The sequence below is a fragment of the Haloarcula terrestris genome (assembly GCF_031624315.1).
Taxonomy (GTDB): domain Archaea; phylum Halobacteriota; class Halobacteria; order Halobacteriales; family Haloarculaceae; genus Haloarcula; species Haloarcula terrestris.
Genome location: NZ_JAMQOM010000001.1, coordinates 201,224 through 217,326, shown reverse-complemented (window position 1 = coordinate 217,326; position 16,103 = coordinate 201,224). Strand labels below are relative to the sequence as shown.

The window sequence follows — 16,103 nt, the reverse complement described above, 5'->3', positions numbered from 1 at the left end:
CGATGACGACTCCCTATCTGCCATCGGCCAGCCGTATCGACCTGTAATAGATACATTGCTAGTCTCTCAGACAGGTCCACATTCACAGGACGGCGATTAGTTATGACTCTGTTAAGGTGCGGTTTCGGGCACCGTACCGGCAGTTCACCGTCGCTGTGCCTGTGTGTCATTCAGCGGACGTTCGCCGATAACCACGGGTATCGACGCCGTCTACCAACTGCCTTCGCTCGGTTTGCGCGCAGCAGCGATCTGTGATCGTCAGTTCATCGCCTGTATCACGCGCGATGAATCGAGCGACTTGACGGCCTCGGCGATAGCAGTGTCGAGATTGTGTTCGCCCCAGTCCCGCTGTCGGGGAATCTGTGCACGGTAGATCGCGACCCCGTCGAACAGGTCACGGAATATCTCCTGTTCCCGTTCGGTGACCGTATCCAGGGCGGCGACCATCGAGCCGTTGTCCACGAGGGAGTCGTAGGCATGGAAGTACTCCCTGAGCCGCCCGTCCCACTCGAAGTTACAGATCGCCGACGTGGCCGACATCGCTGTCTCGGTGGCGATGCCCTCGACAGTGATCGTGTCCACGTTCGGGGCGGCCTGGAGAAACACGACGTTGTCGACGGTCGCCTGTTCGATGTGTTCCGCGCGCGGGTACAGGTCCGAGACGTTCGTGAAGTCCCGGCTGCTGTCGTCGAGATACCTGTCGTTCAGGAAGCCGGCCGCTGTCTCCGGGAACGATCCGTGATTGTCGATCCGCGCGTCGATATACTCGTGTACCTCGTGGCGCAGTCGGTCCTTCGAGGTCTCGTGTTGGAGTTCGATCTCCGGGAAGGACTCGACGTTGTACGGCTGGAGATTCACGCCCAGCGGGTAGCCGACGGCCGTGCCGTCCGCACCGACCCAGAGCCGGTCGTCCGAGAGGAAGTCCGCGCCCTCGCGCAGCAGCGACAGCAGGGTGTTGGTCTTGCCGGCACCGCGCCATGCCGGGAACAGCGTCGTCTGGCCGTCCAGGCGCACCCCGGAGGCGTGTATTAGTGCCTGCTGTCGCGCGACCCGCTGCTGTCGGATGCGGAACTCGACCGGATAGATGGTGTAGAACGGCTCGAAGCCCCGCGTCACTCTGATGTGTTGCCAGCCCGGTGTGACCGCCATGAAATCCGCCCTGTTCTGAATGACGAACTCCGTGCCCGTCCAGGCGTAGTGGTCGTCGGGGTCGCCGAGGACGACCTCCGGCTGGACCTCGTCTGTCGTCTCCTCGATGACGATGTCAGGATTGTCCACCGGCGTGTCAGTTTCGAACTTGTCGTACATCCTGTGGTACTGCCGACTCGTTCGTCCGCCGTCTCCGAGAACCGTCACCTCTAGGTCGCCGAAGAAGTCGTAGGAGCGTCGGCTCATAGCCACCTCAACGAGTGGCGACGTTTCGACGAACCGAGATGATCAGGTATTTGACTCATCGTTCGAACCTGTACGTGAGTCCTGTATATTGTTATATATGCGACAATATGACAACGTTGATCCTCGGTGACAACCTACTGGCGAGCAGCGGCACACGCGCTCTCGGACGGCCCCAATCGGGTGCGCCGGGGGGTCGGTATTTCACGTCTATCCCGGGTAAGATCGGGCTATGAACGGTTTAGCAACTCAAAAAAACTGGAACAGGTCGTCGCGCTGGGCCTCGTGGAGGTGGTGCCGGACGGCCTCGTTCAGCGGCTCGATGGACCCGCGCTTCGCGCTGATCGGTGCGACCGTCTCCTGCCACTGCTGCCACGGCGGGTGGAGGCCGAGGCGGTCACAGAGTTCGTTCAGCCGCTCTTCTTCGTCCTCGACCTTGTCCATCTTGTTGACGGCGACGACTGGCTCGACGCCGACCTCCCGGAGGAAATGGAACATCTCCACGTCGTGGGGGATCTCGTCGGGGCCGGAGTGGCGGTCGATGATGTCGATGACCGACTTGCCGTCCACGACGAGGATGCCGACGAGGATCTTCTCGGCGTTCCGCTCGACGTACTGAACCACGTCGGTCTTGATATCCTCGCGGACTTCCTCGGGCACGCCTTTCATGTAGCCGAAGCCGGGGAGGTCACTGATGACGAAGTCGGCGCTGGCCCAGTCGAAGTGGTTGGGCGAGCGCGTGACCCCGGGGCGTTGGCCCGTATCGAACGTGTGGCCCGTTATCTCGCGCATCAACGTGGATTTCCCGACGTTGGACCGGCCGACGAGCACTATTTCGGCGTCCCGATCGGGTCGTGATTCGAACATACGTCCTGTACTCCATCGGCGGGGAAAAGCGCGTTCGTTTCGCGGGGGTCGGCACGTCACGGCGTCATTTCATGCTCTCGCTGCGCCGGCTGACTAGCCGGCTTTTTACCGTCGGCGCTCTCACCGGGAGCCGTGCGGCTGGTACAGATATTGATTCCGACAGGGAAGCGCGACGCCGTCCTGGGCGTGTTGGCCGAGGAGGGCATCGACTACGTCCTCACTGACGAGGCGAGCGGTCGGGAGTTCACTGCTGTCGTCACCTTCCCGGTCCCGACCAACGCGCTCGAACCGATCCTCGAAGAGTTGCGGAACGTCGGTATCACTGACGACGGCTATACCGTTGTCGTGGACGCAAACACCGTCATCTCCAGCCAGTTCGAGGAGCTAGAGGAGAAATATGCCGAGGAGGAAGACGAGGACCGCATCGCCCGGGAGGAACTCACCTCGAAGGCCAACGACCTCGCCCCCTCGATGACGAACTACGCGCTCATGACCGTCATTAGTGCGATTATTGCCACTGCCGGACTCTTACTGGACTCGCCGGCTGTCGTCGTCGGCTCCATGGTCATCGCGCCGCTTATCGGCCCGGCGATGACCGCCAACGTCGGCACCGTCGTTGACGACCAAGAGATGTTCGTCCAGGGGGTCAAACTCCAGGCTATCGGGCTGGGGCTCGCTGTGACGAGTGCCACTGTCTTCGCCCTCCTCGTCCGGTACGCCAACGTCATCCCGCCGCTGGCCGACGTAACCTCGGTCGGGCAGATACGCGAGCGTGTCGCTCCTGACTTCCTCTCACTGATCGTCGCACTGGGCGCTGGCGCGGCCGGCGTGGTCAGTCTCACTAGCGGCGTCTCGACAGCGCTGGTCGGCGTCATGATCGCCGTTGCGCTCATCCCGCCCGCGGCGACGGTCGGCATCGGCATCGCGTGGGGCCAACCCCTCGTCAGTCTCGGCTCTGCCGTCCTCCTGCTCGTGAACGTCCTCTCGATCAACCTCGCGGTGCTCGTCGGGCTCTGGTACCAGGGCTACCGCCCGGAACACTGGTTCCGGGAGAGCGACGCCCGGTCGGCGACTGTCAAACGGATCGGCGTCCTCGTCCTGTCGATACTCGTCCTGTCGGCGTTTCTCGGCGGCGTCACCTTCGACTCCTACCAGCAGGCGACGACGGAGTCGGACATCCGCGAGGGTATCGAAGGAAGCGTCGACCCGCCGGCCCGCGTGCTGTCTGTCGAAGTCGAGTCCACCAACACCGCGATCTTCCAGCAACCGCGCCGTGTCGTCGTCACCATTGGCCTGCCGCCCGACGCACAGCGGCCGACGCTCATCGACCGACTGGACACGGTGGCCGACGACGCGGCCGGCCGGGACGTTGCGACGGAAATCCACTACGTCACCATCGAACGCCGCGGCTGACGCTCAAAAACGCGTTTGAACGTACGATGACATAAATACGCCCCGGCGTGTTGGGTCTGATATGGTATCACGACCACTCGCAATCGCTGGCGTACTGGCACTGCTCGTCGCCGGTGGCGTCGGGTTTGCACTCGCAGACACCGGAACCGCCGCGCCGTCGACAAACTCGACTGTAAGCGTCAACGCCGATGCGACCGTCGAACGCGCGCCTGACCGCGCAACCGTCACCGTGGCCGCAGTCGGTCGCGGTGAGACGGCCGAAGCGGCGCGCAACAACCTCAGCGGCGATGCCGACGCCATCACGTCGGCGCTGGAAGACGAGGGCGCAGACGTGACCTCCTCGCGGTTCCAGATCCGCCCCGAGTACGAAGAGAGTAGAGAGGGCCGCGAACAGGTCGGCTACGTGGCGATTCACACCGTCGAAGCCGAAACGAGCGACGTTGGAACTGCCGGGACACTCATCGACGCCGCGGTCGATGCCGGCGCGGACCGCGTCGAGGGCGTGCGCTACTCGCTGAGCGAGGAGACTCGACAGAACGCCCGCGAAGAGGCCCTGACGACCGCGATGGACAACGCCCGAACGGACGCTGAAGTCGTCGCCGCTGCGGAGGACCGGGCCATCGGTGACGCCGTCACCATTCAGACCAGCAATCACGGCCGCCCCGTCGTATACGAGGCGGCGGCCTACGCCGGCGACGCTGGCGGACAGACAAGCATCGAACCCGGTGAGGTCACCGTCGACGCCTCCGTTAGCGTCACGTACGAACTGGCGTAAGCCGGTCTTACTTGCGGGCCACTGTGTTTGTGTGCCCCGCTCGGATTGTTCGGGACGCCTCCCGGTAGGACCGCAGTCCTCACGGGTCACTGCGTTCCCCGCTCGGATTGTTCGAGACGCCTCCCGGTGGTGACCGCAGTCCTCGCGGGTCGCTACGCTCCCCGCTCGGAGTCTTCGAGACGCCTCCCGGTGGTGTACCGCAGTCCTCACGGGTCGCTACGCTCCCCGCTCGGAGTGTTCGAGACGCCTCCCGGTAGTGACCGCAGACCTCACGGGTCACTGCGTTCCCCGCTCGGATTGTTCGAGACGCCTCCCAGTGGTGACCGCAGTCCTCACGGGTCGCTACGCTCCCCGCTCGGAGTCTTCGAGACGCCTCCCGGTGGTCGGCGTCTCGCTACGTCTCGCTACGTTTTGCTATTCGTCAAACGGCAATTCGATCTCGTAGTCCACCGCGTCGATAGCGGCCTGCAACACGGTATCGACGTTGTCGTTCTCGGTGACGCTCATGTAGTAGTCGGCCTCCACGTCCGTCGAGAGGTCGCTCTTGTTCGCGATGGTCAGCACCGGCACGTCGAAGCGGGCCTCGATGTCGTTGCGCAGTTCCAGTTGGTCCGCGAGCGGGTAGCCGCATTCACCGCTGGGGTCGATGAACACGAGGACGGCGTCGGCGAGGTGTTCGAGCGCACTCACTGCCTGTGACTCGATCTCGTTGCGGTCCTCCGGCGGCCGGTCGAGCAGGCCGGGCGTGTCGACCAGCTGGTAGCGGATGCGCTGGTCCTCGAAGTGGCCCACGCGGATCTGCGTCGTCGTGAACGGGTACGAGGCGATCTCGTTGTCGGCCCGCGTCACGCGGTTGACGAACGACGACTTGCCGACGTTGGGGTAGCCGGCGACGACAATCGCCGGCTCGTCCGGTCGGATGTCGGGGATGTCTTTGAGGGCGTTGTGCGCGGTCGAGACGGCGGCGAGGTTGTCCTCGACCTCCTCGACCACGTCGGCGATGCGGGCAAAGGCCTGCTTGCGGAGCTTCCGGGCGGTGTCGATGTCGCCGCGGGCGACGCGGCTCTCGTACTCCTGGCGGATCTCGACGACCTTGTCGGCGGCCCACGAAATCTCTGAGAGGTGCTGTTTCAGCGCGTCGATACCGGGGTCGTTGTCTGCGGGGTATGACTCGCCGATAACTGCGTCGGCGAGTTCGATGTAGAAGGGGTCCAGGTCGTCGATTGTCGGCCACGTGGTCACCACGTTCTCCATGTTGTCGGAGGCGATGTTCGACGCCGTCATCAGCATCGACTGCTGGGCTTCGTTCCCGTCCTTGGCCCCGCCGGCGCGCGACGCCCGCGAGAAGGCTTTGTCCACGAGCTCCTCGGCGGTAGGCGTCGTCGGCAGACCCTCGAAGGGATGGCTCATAGCTCCTGTTGACGGCCGGAGCGTAAAAGCGCGTTCAATCGTTCCCCAAACTGTTGCGAGACACGCTTTTGAGCGTCCCGGCCACAGCTACGGTATGGCACACATCGACGCCGGCGAGATTCTCCCCAACGACCACGTCCAGCAGATGGCCGCCGCGGGACGGGTCACCCAGATGCATCGGGGCCACCAGTACGCCGACGAGGGCGACACCTTCGAAATCGACGGCACCGAGTTCGAAGTGACGGACGTGACTCACCGGACGCTCGGCGACATGACTGACGAGGACGCACAGCGCGAGGGGTCGGAGGACCTCGAGGCGTACAAGGAACGGATGAAAAAGGTTCACGGGAGCTTCGAATGGGACGACGACAGCGAAGTGGTTCGGCATCGGTTCGCGCCTGTCGAGGAGTAACACCGTCTCCGTCGCACCTATCCGACCGAAACCGGCGCGAAAACGGGCTGTCACTGCGTCTCAGACAACCCTTATACGCGATAGTAACCAATCGTAACTACATGCCTGAGACGATGACCACGTCGAAAGCGGACGACCCAGAGCGGGAACACCTTGCGGATGTCGAGGACGGCTGTGGCTGTACCGAGATCTGGGAGCACATGAGCGAAGCCCGCGACGACGACTGAGCGCCCTACTTTTCAGAAGCCACGTCTACGCCGGTGAATTCGAAGCGTGCACCGCCGCTGTCGCTTTCGGTGAGCGTGACCGTCCAGCCGTGAGCGGTAGCGATCTGTGACACGATCGAGAGGCCGAACCCGGTGCCGTCGCCGGCCGTCGAGTAGCCGCTTTCGAACACCGTCTCCCGGTCGGCTTCGGGGATTCCCGGACCGTCATCAGAGACGGCGAACCCGCCCGGAACATCGCTAATCGTTATTGTCACGCCCGAAACGCCGTGTTCTCCGTCGTCGGTCCGACTCTGGCTGTCTGTGGCGCTGTGCTCCACCGCGTTCCGGAACAAGTTCTCCAGCAACTGCTGGAGTCGCGTCATGTCCGCTCGGATTTTACGGTCGGTTTCGACGACCAGCGCCGCGTCACCGGTTTCGACGACCTCCCAGCAGTCCCTGACTGCCGTTGCCAGTGCCACCGTTTCCGTCTCCGCGATGCTGTCACCGGTCCGGGCCAGCAACAGGAGGTCGTCTATCAACGCCTGCATCCGGTCGAGGGCCTGATCTATCGCAGCGATACTGTCATCGTCATGCCGCTGCTTCAGCGCCTCCAGGCGACCGATAGCGACGTTCAGCGGGTTGCGGAGGTCGTGGCTGACGACCGTCGCGAACTGTTCCAGCCGGTCGTTTTGCGTCGACAGTTCCCGTTCACGGTCTCGGAGTTGCTCGTCGCGCTCGACAGCAGCGAGGGCGGCTTCCATGTTTGCCGCCAGGACTCGCCCAGCGACGACATCGGTCTCGGTAAACGCGTCGACGGTCGCCGACGCCGCGATGAGGATACCGTAGTCCCCGAGTGGCAGGTACAGCTCGCTGCGTATCGGCGTCTCGCGGTTCTGCACGTCGTCGTCCAGTCGCACGTCGGGAATCGCGGTCGCCTCGCCGCTCTCGTACACCCGCCAGGCGATGCTGTCGCCCGGCTCGAACGCTGGGATATCCCCGACGAGTTTCCGGAGCGACGCGGTCGCGGCGACGGGCTCCAGGTGTCCGTCCTCGTTGACCAGATGCACAGCGTTGGCGTCGAGCCCGATGATCTCGGCGGCGGCGTTGACGCCGATGCCGGCGACCTTGTTGCGGACTTCTGCGCCCATCAACTGCCGTGTCGCCTCGTGCAGCGCTTCGAGCCGCCGCTCGCGTTCGTCGGTCTCGTTGCGGTTGCTGACGATCGTCACCGTGCCGTCCGCGCCGTTCCAGGTCAGATTACACGCCGTGACGCTGGCCTGCACGCTGTTGCCCGCGAGCGTCCGTATCGTCCGGCCGACCTGGACGGCGGTCCGTTCCTCCTTGATAACGGCGTGGACGGGCCCGGTCCCGCTCTCCGCCGGCACCTCGATAAGATCGGTCAGCACCCGGTCACAGAGGTCGGCGCTGTCTGCCGCGCCGAAAAGCTCCACCGCCGCCGGGTTTGCGTACACGACGGTGTCGGTGACGCTGATGAGAACCGCATCGCTCGCCGCATTGAGAATCCGCTTCGTCTGTTTCTGCGCGTCGTCAGCTGTCGCTTTCGCTCTCGCTTGTTCGACCGCATTCCGGACCCGTCGTGCGAGCACGGCGTACTGCTGGGTTCCGCGGGTCTTCTGGATGTAGTCGGTGACACCGGCCGCAATCGCTTTGCTCGCGAGCGACTCGCTCCCCTCGCTGGTGAACAGCAGGAACGGCAGGTTCGGGTCTTTAGCGCGGACGGCCTCCAGAAACGCTATCCCGTCGATATCCGGCATGTGGTAGTCACTGACGATGCAGTCGACCTCGTGCTCGTCCAGATACGACAGTGCGTCCGCGGCACTCGTGATCCCGGTGGCGTCGATCCCCTCCTCGTTGCGTTCGAGGTGTGTCGCGATCAGGTCAGCGAACGACGGCTCGTCATCGACACAGAGGACTGTGATGCCCGACGCCACGTGATCCATACCACCCCAATAAGACCCGTGCTGGTGTCAATCTATCGCGACCCCTTGGTTCGATGATGCGTTGTCTTACCGCCGCTCGGCCAGTTCGTCCCGCAGGTCATCCACGTCCATCCCCTTCATCGACAGCAGGACCAGCAGGTGATACACGATGTCGGCCGACTCGTGGGCCAGTTCCTCGGCGTCGTCGTCTTTGGCCGCCAGAATTAGCTCCGTCGTCTCCTCGCCGAGTTTCTCCAGCACGGCGTTTTCGCCCTTCTCGTGGGTGAACAGTGAGGCCGTGTAGGAATCTTCGGGGAGATTCGCCTTGCGGTCCTCGATGACGGCGAACAGGTCGTCGATAACGTCGCCGGTGTCGTCGCTCATAGCCGTGGTTCGGTGAGCGGGGCCTTCAGGCCGTCGCTACGACTCCACCGAGTCGAAGAAGGCCAGGTCGTGGATGCGCGGGTCCTCGGTCAGTTCCGGGTGGAAGGACGTGCCGACGACGGGGCCGTCACGGACCGCGACCGGGCGGTCGTCCCACGTCGCCAGCACCTCCACGTCCGAGCCGACGTAGTCGATGACGGGTGCGCGGATGAACACCGCCGGGAACGGGTCGTCGAGACCCTCGACTTCCAGCGGGGCCTCGAAGCTGTCTTTCTGCCGGCCGAAGGCGTTGCGCTCGACAGAAACGTCGATGACGTTCAGCGTATCGACGCGGTCGTCCTGTGCGTCGGTCGCGCTGACGATGAGGCCGGCACACGTCGCCAGCACGGGCTTGCCGGCCTCGACGTGGGCCTCGATCTCGTCGGCGATGCCTTCGCGGTGGATGAGCCGAGAAATCGTGGTCGATTCCCCGCCCGGGAGCAACAGCACGTCGCAGTCGGGGACCAGCCCGGATTCGCGTATCTCGACGACCTCCGCGGTCTGGTCGTGGGCCGCTGCCGCCCGCCTGATCGCGTCCCCGTGTTCAGAGACATCGCCCTGAACCGCGAGTACACCCGCGCGTAGTGTCATACCATCACGTTAGTGAGCCGGTGCGAAAAGCCTCTCGTCTCCTGCAAGTGTCCGGCACTCGCTCGGGTGCAACCGAACCAAACGGTTAGGTGAGACGCGATGCAGACGTGTGATATGGGAAAGCGACGGCAGGACCCGGTCGAAGTGAACGCGGACGGGTCGGCTGATCTCTACGAGATATCGAGTTGGGAAACGCGGTCGACACTGGACCGATTCGCCCACTGGCTCTACCACATTGGCATACGCACGCTACGGTATCTTGTCATCATCGTCGCTATCGCGATTCTCCTCCTGCAGTTGGCCTTCGGGAGCCTCGGTGCGCTCGGCAACCAGCCGCTGTTTGCCGGGATGGCGATCCTCTCTGCCATCCCGGCGCTCGGTCTCGCGGCCTACATCTACTACGCCGACGTGACCACGCAGGAACCGCTGACGCTGCTCGTGGGGACGTTCCTCCTGGGCGTGCTGTTCGCCGGCTTCGCCGGCATTCTCAACGGGTTCCTTGGCGATCCGGTGCAGATAATCGGCTCCGGGTTCGGTCTGGTGCCGTTTCTCGGCCAGGTGTTCTTCTTTTTCCTCATCGTCGGGCCGGTCGAGGAGACGGTGAAGCTGCTGGCGGTTCGCCTGTATGCCTTCCGCGACGACCGCTTCGATGCGGTCATCGACGGCGCGGTGTACGGTGCCGTCGCCGGCCTGGGCTTTGCGACCATCGAGAACGCGCTGTACATCACCCAGAACACCGAGATGGTCAATGGGTCGTTACAACTGCTCGCCGCGAGCAGCGACATCACCGCCGTCCGCGCGCTCGCGGGGCCGGGCCACGTCATCTACTCGGCCTTCGCCGGCTACTACCTCGGCCTGGCGAAGTTCAACCCCGAAGATGCCGGCCCCATCGTCCTGAAGGGACTGCTCATCGCCTCGCTGATCCACGCCGTCTACAACACGCTGTCCAGCCCTGTGACGGCGATTCTGGCGGGCATCTACAACGTCAATTTCCTCGTCGCTTTCTTCGGGTTCGTCATCGTGTACGACTCGATCTTCGGCCTGTTGTTGCTGAAGAAAATCGACGCCTACCGGCAGGCCTACCACCGCGCTCATGCGGATGAAGACGAGACCGCGATCCACGCAGAACAGACCGAGTTCGACCCCTAGACCAACTGCTCGACGTATTTCGCGACCACATCGACCTCCAGATGCACCGGGTCGCCGACCGACTTCTCCGACAGCGTCGTCTCGGCGTAGGTCGTCGGGATGATCGCCACGTCGAACTCCTCGGCCCGCCGGTCGGCGACAGTCAGGCTGATACCGTCGACCGTTATCGACCCTTTCCCGACCAGATAGTCCCGGTGGGCCTCGGGCAGCGAGAACGTGAACGTCCAGTCTTCGCCCTCCTGTTCGATGCCGACGATTTCGGCCGTCGTGTCGACGTGGCCCTGGATGATGTGGCCGTCGAAGCGTCCGTCGGCGGGCATCGCCCGCTCTAAGTTCACCCGGTCGCCGCCCGCGAGATCGTCGAAGAACGTCCGTGCAAGTGTCTCGCGGGCCAGAAACACCTCGAACCACTCGCCGTCGGCCGCCTTCTCGACGGTGAGACAGACACCGCTGACACTGATCGACTGGCCGTGGTCAAGCCCCTCGAACGGCGCGCCGATCCGCATCCGGCGGCCGCCCTCGTCGTCAATAACCGCCTGGACTTCGCCGGTCGTCTCGACGATTCCGGTGAACATATCTCGGATACGACACGGCCGGCGGAAAGCGCTTCGCTTCCCGATAGCCTACTACATACTCGAAACCGAGTAATTAATTTCCAGGCACTAATCAGAAGTAATTTACACTTGCCGCCGGTATCACGGCGTATGGCAGCCGCCTCCGATGGGACCGACCATGACTGGACCACCCGTCACGCACGGACGGAGCCGACCGAAACCGGCCGAATCGTCGAGGTGTCCGACGCCGTAATTGAAGATTGGGACCTGCGACACGCCGAGACGAAAGGCCGCAGTTAGCGCTGTAGCACTTCGACACCGACCAGTTCTGCGCCGGTCAGCGCCCGGATGTAGGCCCCGCCAGCGATGGAGACGTGGCCGAACTCGTCTTCTTCCATGCCGTACATCTCGATGGCCCGAGAGGTGTCGCCGCCGCCGACGACGGAGAAGCAGTCGGTGTCGGCGATGGCTTCGAGCACGCCGGCAGTCCCGACGGAGAACCGCTCGTCTTCGAACATTCCCAGTGCTCCCTTTACGAAGACGGCCTCGGAATCGCGGATGATCGGCGAGTACTCCATGACGGTCTCGCTGCCCACGTCCAGGTACGAGACGGTCTTTTCGTCGATGTCGTCGACGGCCTGCTCGGCGCGGTCACCGTGCTCGTCCTCGTAGGCCAGATCGACCGCGAGCGTGATCTGGTCGCGGTGGTCTTCGAGCATCGTCTCGATCTTCTCGCTGTTTTCTTCCCACTGCTCGTCGTAGAGGTTCGCGTCGTCGATGTCGTAACCGACCGGATAGCCCGCGGCCCGCAGGAACAGCTCCCCGGCGATGCCGCCAAGCAGGAAGTCGTCGACCTTCTCGTCTAAGTGGGTCATCACGTCGATGACATCAGTGGCCTTCGTCCCGCCGACGACCATCGTCACCTGCCCGTCGAACTCCTTTTCGGCGATTGCGGTGTTGGCCTCGTACTCGGTCTCCATCACGCGGCCGGCGTAGGCGTCCATGACCAGGGGGAAGCCCACGAGCGAGGCGTGCGAGCGGTGGGCCGCCGAGTAGGCGTCGTTGATGTAGGCGTCGAACTCGTTTTTGAGTGTCTGGACGAACTCCGTCTGAGATTTGATTTCGGGGTCTTCTTCCGGCAGTTCGTCGTCACACATTCGGGTGTTCTCTAGGACGAGTACGTCGCCGGCATCCAGATCGGCGATGTCGTGGATCGCCTGTGGGCCGTAGGTCTCGTCGACGAAGTCCACGTCGTGGTCGATGTGCTCGGTGAGGATGTCGGCGTGCTGGGACAGCGAGACGAAATCATCGCGGCCCGGGCGACCCTGGTGGGCCAGCACCGCGACCTCGAACCCGCGGTCGACGAGTTCGCTGATGGTCTCGGCGTGGCGGTCGAACCGTCGGTTGTCCTGTACCGTGCCGTCCTCGACCGGTGAATTGAGGTCGAGCCGGACGAGGACGCGCTGTCCGTCGTCGAGGTCGTCGAGCGTCTGGAAGGTCATCACTCGGGAGGAAACCTGCCGTCCGCTTAACGGTTTCCGAGTTCGAACAGCGGGGCCGCGCCACAGTGCTATTCGGTCTCTATCTCGCTTGCTGACACAGTACGAGAGAGAGGGAGAGAAGGGGTGGGAGTGGGTGGGGGTGGGGGTATCTCGACAGCCGTTACCGGATCACGGGATGACGGCTGATTGCGCTGACACACAGAGTCAGCCCCGTGTGGGGGTGGTTCGCACTCTGTGTGTGCTCTGTCCTTGGTGAACAATCATTATAAACATTTCTAACGTTGCCAGCAGTTTTCCGGCGAAACGGCCGAACGGCGACTACTCGGTGATGTACTTGGCCACGTCGAGCATACGGTTCGAGAAGCCGTACTCGTTGTCGTACCAGGTGAGGATCTTCGTCTGCCCGTTGACGACGTTCGTCGAGGAGAGGTCGACCTGTGTGGAGTACGGGTCACCGAGGATGTCCGAGGAAACGAGCTCGTCGTTCGTGACGCCCAGCACGCCTTCGAGTTCGCCGTTGGCGGCTTCTTCGAAGGCGGCGTTGACATCGCTCTCTGTCACGTCGTCGTCGAGGTCGACGACGAACTCCGTGATGGAGCCGTTCGGAACGGGGACGCGGATGGCCATCCCGTCGAGTTTGCCTTCGAGCTGGGGCAGGACCTCGGTCGTCGCCTGCGCGGCCCCGGTCGAGGTCGGGATGATGTTCTCGGCGGCCGCGCGGCGGCGTCGTGGCTTGCCGTTCGGGCCGTCCATCAGGTTCTGGGAGCCGGTGTAGGCGTGGACGGTCGTCAGCTGGCCGACGTTGATGCCGAATTCCTCGTCGAGGACCTTCGCGACCGGCGTGATGGAGTTGGTCGTACAGGAGGCGTTCGAGACGACATCTTCGCCGTCGTACTCGTCGTGGTTGACGCCGTAGACGATCTGCTTGACCGGTTCGTCGCCCTTCGGCGGCGCGGAGATGAGGACCTTGTCAGCGCCCGCGTCGAGGTGCTGGCCCGCGTCCTCCTTGGTGCGGAAGATGCCGGTCGCCTCGAAAGCCACGTCCACGTCGAGGTCGTCCCAGGGGAGCTGTGTGGGGTCGGTCTCGTGGAAGATGCCCGCCTCGAAGTCGGTGCCCGCGACTGTGAGGACGCCGTCGTCGACGCTTGCACCTTCGAGTTCGCCCATGACGGTGTCGTACTGGGCGAAGTAGTCGATCTCCGAATCGTCCATCACGTCGTTGATCCCGACGATTTCAATGTCGTCGTTTTCTAACGATGCGCGGAAGACGTTCCGGCCGATCCGGCCGAAGCCGTTCAGGCCGACGCGAACTGGCTCACTCATTGGTGTCTAGAGAGGCAGTCGGTCAGTGTAAAATGTTTTCGGATTTGTTGTAAATTTGTGTTTGTTTATGCGTGTTCGAGCACGAATGATTAATGGTGATAGTGATCGCTCGCCCCTGTTGACACCGGCGGGGCAGGTACTGAGTTGGTCCGAAGGCTTTTGAAACGGACGGACGTACTGCCCGGTAGGAATGAGACGCGATGACAGTGACGACCCGTTCGACGAGTTCTTCCGGGAAATAGAGCGGATGATGGACGAGATGATGGGGGCCGAGGGCGATGTCCACATCGACCGGGACGCCAGTGGCGGCGGGGCCGACCTCCACGTCGACGTTCACGAAACCGACGAGGAGATCCGCGTCGTCGCCGACGTACCGGGCGTCGACAAGGACGCCATCGATCTCAAATGCGACGGCACTGTGCTCACAATTAACGCTGAGAGCCCGGAGCGAGAATACCACGAGCGACTGACGCTGCCGACCCGCGTCGACGAACACTCCGCCGCCGCGACATACAACAACGGCATCCTCGAAGTCACCTTCGACCCTGAAGAAGACTCCGCGGACATCGAACTGTAGCTGGCCCGCACGTTTTTTGGATTTTACAGCGCAGTCCGGTTAGTCGTTCACCCGGTCCGCCGTTTGCCGTATCACTGCCGCCAGGTCGTCCCAGAAGCCGTCCTCGTACTTCGTCGCCGAGTCGATGGTCGGGCGGGCGTTCGTCTCGTTGACGACCGCGCGGTCCTCGGTCACCAGCAGGTCGACGCCGAGATACGGAATTTCCAGTTCGTCGGCCGCGTCCTCTGCCAGTTCCCGTAGTGCCGCTGGCAGTTCCTGCCCTTCGGCTTCGGCCCCGCGGTGGACGTTGTGCTTCCACCGCCCTCGCTCCCGGCTCGATTCGGGGAGGCGGCGCTCGACCGCGCCGACGTACTCGCCGTCGATGACCATCACGCGGTAGTCGGCCGCGTCGGGAAGGTACTCCTGGACGAGAAACGACTGGTCGCCGACCGCGCGGTAGTCGTGGACCAGATCGAGGTAGTCGACGATGCCGAGAAACGAATCCAGGTCGTGGGCCGTCGTCACGCCGACGCCGCGGGTCGTCGAGTTTGGCTTCACGACCACGGGTGGCTCGAACCGCTCGAAGGCCGCCGTTAGCTCGGCCTCGCTTGCCGGGTTCGACACGACGACGGTTTCGGGAACTGGAATCCCTGCGCGTCCGAGACGCGCCAGCACGTCGGCCTTGTTTCGCGAGCGGAGGATGGCTTCGCGGTCGTTGACCCACGGCACGTCCAGCATGGCGTCGGCGACAGCCCCCTCCATGAGTCGGGAGGGATAGACAAAGCCCACGTCGTACTCGTCGAAGGGGTTCTCGTCGAGGGCCAGCGTCCGCTCGCTCGTCTCGACGTGGCCCACCTCGATGTCCCGGGCCGCCAGCGGGGCCTGCATCCGCTCGTAGGTCTCGGCGTTCGTGGCGACGGCCAGCCTGCGCATAGTCCGCAGTTGTCTTGGAGGGATAAAACACGCTCGCAGCCGTTGCTGTGATGGACGACCCATTACTGGGACATTGATCAATATATCTACCCACAAAATAATGGTGTAAACAGCTACTTCGGTAAAAAACATGGGTATTACTGGACAAAATCTAAGTATATTGCGGCAGAGAGGAAACGCATGTACGACGACATTCTCTTCCCGACGGACGGGAGCGATGGCGCGGACGAAGCCCTTGCACACGCGCTCGAACTGGCGGAGACGCACGACTCGACGATTCACGTCCTCTCTGTCGTCGATTCGACGTATCTCGGGAGCGCCGCAGCGGAAGCGACGACCATCGAATCGCTGCAAGCACAGACCGAACAGGTCGTCGACGAGACGGTCGACGATATCGCCGACCACGGCGCGGGCGTCGTCGCCGAGCGCCGCATGGGCGACCCCTACGAGGAAATCATCGACTACGCCGAGACGGAGGGTAGCGATATGATCGTGATGGGGACCCACGGCCGGAGCGGCCTGGACCGGTATCTCCTGGGGAGTGTCACCGAGAAGGTCGTTCGGACAGCGGACGTGCCCGTTCTGACAGTGCGACTCTCGGACGCCGAGTCGTAATCAGTGCAGTCGCTACGGACACTCGAACGGTGGAAAAGACCG

At 63.4% G+C, this 16,103-nt stretch carries 18 protein-coding genes; 8 read left to right on the top strand and 10 right to left on the bottom strand.

Annotated features, from left to right (window positions below; all coding sequences use genetic code 11):
• Window positions 1-258: 258 nt before the first annotated feature.
• Together NDI54_RS01215 and engB are read right to left on the bottom strand one after the other, a co-directional pair.
• Window positions 259-1,395, bottom strand: coding sequence for a hypothetical protein (locus NDI54_RS01215; protein WP_310894671.1), 1,137 nt, complete (start codon window positions 1,393-1,395; stop codon window positions 259-261).
• A 246-nt stretch (window positions 1,396-1,641) separates the two neighbouring features.
• The gene (gene engB / locus NDI54_RS01210) at window positions 1,642-2,259 is read right to left on the bottom strand and encodes a GTP-binding protein EngB (RefSeq protein ID WP_310894670.1); all 618 of its coding nucleotides are present in this window, start codon (window positions 2,257-2,259) and stop codon (window positions 1,642-1,644) included.
• A 132-nt stretch (window positions 2,260-2,391) separates the two neighbouring features.
• Between engB and NDI54_RS01205 the strand changes: the two genes are divergently transcribed.
• Window positions 2,392-3,672: a TIGR00341 family protein gene (locus NDI54_RS01205; protein ID WP_310894669.1), complete on the top strand. Its 1,281-nt coding sequence runs from the start codon at window positions 2,392-2,394 to the stop codon at window positions 3,670-3,672.
• Window positions 3,673-3,733: 61 nt separating this feature from the next.
• Window positions 3,734-4,447 (top strand): SIMPL domain-containing protein, encoded by a 714-nt coding sequence (locus tag NDI54_RS01200; RefSeq protein WP_310894668.1) that lies wholly within the window; start codon window positions 3,734-3,736, stop codon window positions 4,445-4,447.
• 414 nt (window positions 4,448-4,861) lie between these two features.
• Here the strand turns inward: NDI54_RS01200 and NDI54_RS01195 are convergent, their stop codons facing one another.
• Entirely contained in the window at window positions 4,862-5,857 is a 996-nt protein-coding gene (locus tag NDI54_RS01195) for an NOG1 family protein (protein ID WP_310894667.1), read from the bottom strand.
• Window positions 5,858-5,951: 94 nt separating this feature from the next.
• Between NDI54_RS01195 and NDI54_RS01190 the strand changes: the two genes are divergently transcribed.
• Together NDI54_RS01190 and NDI54_RS01185 are read left to right on the top strand one after the other, a co-directional pair.
• Complete coding sequence (locus NDI54_RS01190; RefSeq protein WP_310894666.1) at window positions 5,952-6,269, top strand: ASCH domain-containing protein; 318 nt, start codon at window positions 5,952-5,954, stop codon at window positions 6,267-6,269.
• A 101-nt stretch (window positions 6,270-6,370) separates the two neighbouring features.
• Window positions 6,371-6,496 carry a hypothetical protein gene (locus NDI54_RS01185; protein WP_310894665.1) on the top strand — a complete coding sequence of 42 codons (126 nt, stop codon included), beginning with the start codon at window positions 6,371-6,373 and terminating at the stop codon, window positions 6,494-6,496.
• A 5-nt stretch (window positions 6,497-6,501) separates the two neighbouring features.
• Here NDI54_RS01185 and NDI54_RS01180 read toward each other — a convergent pair whose 3' ends face one another.
• From NDI54_RS01180 to pdxT, 3 genes are all read right to left on the bottom strand, one after another.
• On the bottom strand, window positions 6,502-8,436 hold the full coding sequence (locus tag NDI54_RS01180) for a response regulator (RefSeq protein ID WP_310894664.1): 1,935 nt from the start codon (window positions 8,434-8,436) through the stop codon (window positions 6,502-6,504).
• Between the two features lie 66 nt (window positions 8,437-8,502).
• Window positions 8,503-8,799, bottom strand: a complete 297-nt coding sequence (hisE, locus tag NDI54_RS01175; RefSeq protein WP_310894663.1) for a phosphoribosyl-ATP diphosphatase — start codon at window positions 8,797-8,799, stop codon at window positions 8,503-8,505.
• 36 nt (window positions 8,800-8,835) lie between these two features.
• Complete coding sequence (gene pdxT, locus NDI54_RS01170) at window positions 8,836-9,429, bottom strand: pyridoxal 5'-phosphate synthase glutaminase subunit PdxT (protein WP_310894662.1); 594 nt, start codon at window positions 9,427-9,429, stop codon at window positions 8,836-8,838.
• Window positions 9,430-9,543: 114 nt separating this feature from the next.
• On the opposite strand from pdxT, the gene NDI54_RS01165 reads away from it, so the two are divergent.
• Window positions 9,544-10,578: a PrsW family intramembrane metalloprotease gene (locus NDI54_RS01165; RefSeq protein WP_310894661.1), complete on the top strand. Its 1,035-nt coding sequence runs from the start codon at window positions 9,544-9,546 to the stop codon at window positions 10,576-10,578.
• Here NDI54_RS01165 and NDI54_RS01160 read toward each other — a convergent pair.
• Window positions 10,575-11,153, bottom strand: a complete 579-nt coding sequence (locus NDI54_RS01160; protein WP_310894660.1) for a riboflavin synthase — start codon at window positions 11,151-11,153, stop codon at window positions 10,575-10,577. The two genes, NDI54_RS01165 and NDI54_RS01160, sit on opposite strands and share 4 nt — an antisense overlap.
• Before the next feature lie 129 nt (window positions 11,154-11,282).
• Between NDI54_RS01160 and NDI54_RS01155 the strand changes: the two genes are divergently transcribed.
• Entirely contained in the window at window positions 11,283-11,432 is a 150-nt protein-coding gene (locus NDI54_RS01155) for a hypothetical protein (RefSeq protein ID WP_310894659.1), read from the top strand.
• Here NDI54_RS01155 and NDI54_RS01150 read toward each other — a convergent pair.
• A complete protein-coding gene (locus NDI54_RS01150; protein ID WP_310894658.1) occupies window positions 11,429-12,634 on the bottom strand; it encodes a phosphoglycerate kinase in 1,206 nt (401 codons plus the stop codon). The genes NDI54_RS01155 and NDI54_RS01150 overlap by 4 nt on opposite strands.
• A gap of 318 nt (window positions 12,635-12,952) precedes the next feature.
• Window positions 12,953-13,957 carry a type I glyceraldehyde-3-phosphate dehydrogenase gene (gene gap, locus NDI54_RS01145; protein ID WP_310894657.1) on the bottom strand — a complete coding sequence of 335 codons (1,005 nt, stop codon included), beginning with the start codon at window positions 13,955-13,957 and terminating at the stop codon, window positions 12,953-12,955.
• Between the two features lie 190 nt (window positions 13,958-14,147).
• Here gap and NDI54_RS01140 point away from each other — a divergent pair, with 190 nt between their 5' ends.
• A complete protein-coding gene (locus NDI54_RS01140) occupies window positions 14,148-14,534 on the top strand; it encodes an Hsp20/alpha crystallin family protein (protein ID WP_310894656.1) in 387 nt (128 codons plus the stop codon).
• Between the two features lie 39 nt (window positions 14,535-14,573).
• On the opposite strand, the gene NDI54_RS01135 is transcribed toward NDI54_RS01140, so the two are convergent.
• Window positions 14,574-15,446: an ATP-grasp domain-containing protein gene (locus NDI54_RS01135; protein ID WP_310894655.1), complete on the bottom strand. Its 873-nt coding sequence runs from the start codon at window positions 15,444-15,446 to the stop codon at window positions 14,574-14,576.
• Window positions 15,447-15,626: 180 nt separating this feature from the next.
• Between NDI54_RS01135 and NDI54_RS01130 the strand changes: the two genes are divergently transcribed.
• Window positions 15,627-16,061 (top strand): universal stress protein, encoded by a 435-nt coding sequence (locus NDI54_RS01130; RefSeq protein ID WP_310894654.1) that lies wholly within the window; start codon window positions 15,627-15,629, stop codon window positions 16,059-16,061.
• Window positions 16,062-16,103: the final 42 nt, after the last annotated feature.

Bases quoted from the DNA above. Each gene is read 5' to 3' on its own strand.
- gap (WP_310894657.1), bottom strand. From the start codon at position 13,957: ATGAGTGAGCCAGTTCGCGTCGGCCTGAACGGCTTCGGCCGGATCGGC.
- NDI54_RS01165 (WP_310894661.1), top strand. From the start codon at position 9,544: ATGGGAAAGCGACGGCAGGACCCGGTCGAAGTGAACGCGGACGGGTCG.
- NDI54_RS01140 (WP_310894656.1), top strand. From the start codon at position 14,148: ATGAGACGCGATGACAGTGACGACCCGTTCGACGAGTTCTTCCGGGAA.
- NDI54_RS01180 (WP_310894664.1), bottom strand. From the start codon at position 8,436: ATGGATCACGTGGCGTCGGGCATCACAGTCCTCTGTGTCGATGACGAG.
- pdxT (WP_310894662.1), bottom strand. From the start codon at position 9,429: ATGACACTACGCGCGGGTGTACTCGCGGTTCAGGGCGATGTCTCTGAA.
- engB (WP_310894670.1), bottom strand. From the start codon at position 2,259: ATGTTCGAATCACGACCCGATCGGGACGCCGAAATAGTGCTCGTCGGC.
- NDI54_RS01160 (WP_310894660.1), bottom strand. From the start codon at position 11,153: ATGTTCACCGGAATCGTCGAGACGACCGGCGAAGTCCAGGCGGTTATT.
- NDI54_RS01185 (WP_310894665.1), top strand. From the start codon at position 6,371: ATGCCTGAGACGATGACCACGTCGAAAGCGGACGACCCAGAGCGGGAA.
- hisE (WP_310894663.1), bottom strand. From the start codon at position 8,799: ATGAGCGACGACACCGGCGACGTTATCGACGACCTGTTCGCCGTCATC.
- NDI54_RS01195 (WP_310894667.1), bottom strand. From the start codon at position 5,857: ATGAGCCATCCCTTCGAGGGTCTGCCGACGACGCCTACCGCCGAGGAG.
- NDI54_RS01130 (WP_310894654.1), top strand. From the start codon at position 15,627: ATGTACGACGACATTCTCTTCCCGACGGACGGGAGCGATGGCGCGGAC.
- NDI54_RS01200 (WP_310894668.1), top strand. From the start codon at position 3,734: ATGGTATCACGACCACTCGCAATCGCTGGCGTACTGGCACTGCTCGTC.
- NDI54_RS01215 (WP_310894671.1), bottom strand. From the start codon at position 1,395: ATGAGCCGACGCTCCTACGACTTCTTCGGCGACCTAGAGGTGACGGTT.
- NDI54_RS01190 (WP_310894666.1), top strand. From the start codon at position 5,952: ATGGCACACATCGACGCCGGCGAGATTCTCCCCAACGACCACGTCCAG.
- NDI54_RS01150 (WP_310894658.1), bottom strand. From the start codon at position 12,634: ATGACCTTCCAGACGCTCGACGACCTCGACGACGGACAGCGCGTCCTC.
- NDI54_RS01155 (WP_310894659.1), top strand. From the start codon at position 11,283: ATGGCAGCCGCCTCCGATGGGACCGACCATGACTGGACCACCCGTCAC.
- NDI54_RS01135 (WP_310894655.1), bottom strand. From the start codon at position 15,446: ATGCGCAGGCTGGCCGTCGCCACGAACGCCGAGACCTACGAGCGGATG.